General features: G+C 74.4%; 1 protein-coding gene. It reads right to left on the bottom strand.

Annotation, left to right across the window (positions count from 1 at the left end):
- A partial coding sequence (locus tag ACYQ0J_RS00090; RefSeq protein ID WP_460170213.1) for a tyrosine-type recombinase/integrase occupies positions 1–242 on the bottom strand: 242 nt, incomplete at both ends.

Genomic DNA, 242 nt, shown 5'->3' with positions numbered 1-242 from the left:
CGCTCCTTCCCCCCCTTCCCCTGGACCCGGATGGCGTGGGGGACGCCGTCCTGATAGGTGAGGTCGGCGTAGGTCAGGGCCAGGGCCTCGGAGAGGCGGAGGCCTGTGCCGTAGAGGAAGGCGAGGAGGGCCCAGTCCCGGAGGGCCACCCGGGGGGAGCGGTTCTGGTAGGCCGCCTGGAGGAGGCGGGCCACCTCGGGCGGGGTGAGGTAGACGGGGAGCCTCCGGGGGAGCTTGGGCCG

Source organism: Thermus sp. FJN-A (assembly GCF_054655095.1).
Note: the sequence above shows the minus strand (reverse complement) of the source record. Positions and strands in the feature narration are given on the sequence as shown.